Source organism: Streptomyces sp. CO7, from assembly GCF_053474865.1.
Genome location: NZ_JBRIOU010000003.1, coordinates 227,333 through 229,930, shown reverse-complemented (window position 1 = coordinate 229,930; position 2,598 = coordinate 227,333). Strand labels below are relative to the sequence as shown.

At 77.3% G+C, this 2,598-nt stretch carries 1 protein-coding gene and 1 pseudogene; both read left to right on the top strand.

Annotated elements, in window-relative coordinates; all coding sequences use genetic code 11:
- Positions 1 to 792, top strand: a pseudogene (locus tag ACOV8S_RS10925) (TIGR01777 family oxidoreductase); the annotation flags it as partial.
- A gap of 188 nt (positions 793 to 980) precedes the next feature.
- Complete coding sequence (locus ACOV8S_RS10920) at positions 981 to 2,555, top strand: FAD-dependent oxidoreductase (RefSeq protein ID WP_448317594.1); 1,575 nt, start codon at positions 981 to 983, stop codon at positions 2,553 to 2,555.
- Positions 2,556 to 2,598 lie beyond the last annotated feature (43 nt).

Genomic DNA, 2,598 nt, shown 5'->3' with positions numbered 1-2,598 from the left:
GCCGCGGGGCGGGGACGAGATCCGCTGGGACCCCCACTCCGGCAGGCTCGACCCCGCCGCGCTCACCGGCTGCGACGCGGTGGTGAACCTGGCGGGCGCGGGCGTCGGCGACCGGCGCTGGACGGAGGCGTACAAGCGGGAGATCCGCGACAGCCGGGTGCTGGGCACGAGGGCGCTGGCGGGGGCGATCGCCGCCATGGACAGGCCGCCGGAGGTGTTCCTCAACGGCAGCGCGATCGGCTACTACGGCGAGACCGGCGACCGCGCCGTGGACGAGAGCGCCCCGCACGGACGGGGTTTCCTGCCGGAGCTGACCGTGGAGTGGGAGGCGGCCGCCGACCCGGCCCGCGCGGTGGGCGTGCGGACGGTGCTGGCCCGCACCGGACTGGTGGTGGCCCGGCAGGGCGGTGCCTGGGGGCGGCTGTTCCCCCTGTTCCGGGCGGGACTCGGCGGACGGCTCGGGGACGGTCGGCAGTACTGGTCGTTCGTGGCGCTGCGGGACGAGATCGACGCCCTGCGGCACCTGCTGCTCACTCCCGGTCTCGAGGGCCCGTTCAACGTCACGGCCCCGGTCCCGGCGACCAACCGGGAGGTGACCGCCGCGATGGCGAAGGTGCGCGGCGGCCGGCGGTGTTCGCGGTGCCCGCCCCGGTGCTGCGGACGGTGCTGGGCGGGATGAGCCAGGACGTGCTGGGCAGCGCGCGGGTGCTTCCGGCGCGCCTGCGCGAGTCCGGGTTCACCTTCTCCTGCCCCGACGTGGAGTCGGCGGTACGGGCGGCGCTGGAGGACTGAGGGCCCGGCCGGGACGGAGTGCGGGGGCACACGGGGGCGTGCACCGTCGTGCCACCGTGCCCGGTGCGTGCGCACAGCGCACTCGAGAACGGCTGGACCTAACCTCGATTGGGACCGAACTCGGGTATTCCGGGAGGAAGTTGGGGGCATCACGTCTCCAGCGGCCGCGCAACCTCGAGGAGGGGCACGTGCTTCAGCCCGTACAGAAGGCGGATGTCGTCGTCGTGGGAGCCGGAGTCGCCGGACTCGCGGCGGCTCTGCGGCTGACCGCGGCAGGCGTCAGCACCGCAGTCCTGGAGGCCGCCCCGTTCGTGGGCGGCAGGATGTCGACGGAGAAGGTCGACGGCTTCCGGCTGGACCGGATCGGTCAGTTGTTGTTCACCTCGTATCCCGAACTGCGCACCACCCCCGGTCTGGACGACCTGGTGCTGCGCCCCTTCGCCCCGGGGGCCCTCGTGCACAGCGCGGGCCGCCGTCACCTCGCCGGCGGACCGGAAGGAGCCCTGGGGGGCGCACGGGAGGCGTGCGAGGCGCACGAAGGGGAGCACGAGAGCGCGTACGGCGGGTCGGCGGCCCTGGACCGGAGCCGCTGGAACGTTTCCGCAGCGGCCCCGGGTCCGGACGGCGCACTCGCCACGGTCGCGCCCCCCGCTCCGCCCGTCTTCCCCGCGCAGCCCAGCCGGCCGTCGGCTCCGGCGAGGACGCGCGCCGGGGCGGTGGCCGCGATCCGGATGACCGGCCTGCGGGCCCGCCGGGAGCGCCTGGGCCGGATCCGTCCGCGTCCGGGAGGGCGGAGGCCCGCCGTGTCCGGGCCGCTCGGGGGTGCGGGCGACCGCGCCCGTCTCGCCTCGGCGCTCGCCGGGATCGCCGCCACCCCCGTGGACCGGCTGCTGGCCCGTGCCGGGATGCCGGCCGCCGAGGCCCTGTCGGCGCGCGGCGTGCCCGCGTCCGCCGTGGACGGTTTTCTGCGCCCGCTGCTGGCCGCGCTGCTCTGCGACCCGGAGCTGGCCGGGTCGAGCCGGTGCGCCGACCTGGCGCTGCGCGCCTGGGCGACCGGGCGGCTGTGCGTGCCGGAGGGGGGCGCGGAGGTGCTCCCGGAGCTGCTGGCGCGCGCCCTGCCGCCGGGCACGGTGCACACCGGGGTGCGGGTCACCTCCGTCAGCACGACCTCGGTGACGACGGCCGAGCACGGCGAGTTCGCCTGCCGGGCGGTGCTGCTGGCCACCGACGCGCGAAGCGCCGCGGAGCTGCTGCCCGGGCTGCGCGTCCCCGACTTCCACCAGGTCACGGTGGTCCACCACACCACCACCGAGGCGCCGGACACGGGCGCCCTCCTGCTCCTGGACGCCGAGCGCGGCGGGCCGGTGGCGCACACGGCGGTGGTCAGCCACATCGACCCGACCCGTGCGCCGGCCGGCCGCGCGCTGATCTCCTCCACCCTGCTGGGCCCACCGCCCGAGGACGTCGACGGAGCCGCCCGGGACCACCTGGCGCGGCTGTACGGGGTGTCGACGCGGGCCTGGGAGACCCTGGCGGTGCACCGCACGACCGAGGCGGTGCCGGTGGTACGGCCGCCGCACGCCCCCCGGCGTTCCGTGCGGCTGCTGGCCGGGTTGTACGTCTGCGGCGACCACCGCGACACCGGCACGGTGCAGGGCGCCCTGCACTCCGGCCACCGGGCCTCGGCCGCCATCCTGCGCGACCTGGGCACGGGCACGGGGCTGCGGCCCGGGGAGCCGGTGCCGCGGGCGCGGGCGGCGTAGCGCGGGCCGACGCACACGGCGGCGGGCCCGCGCCCTCGCGGGG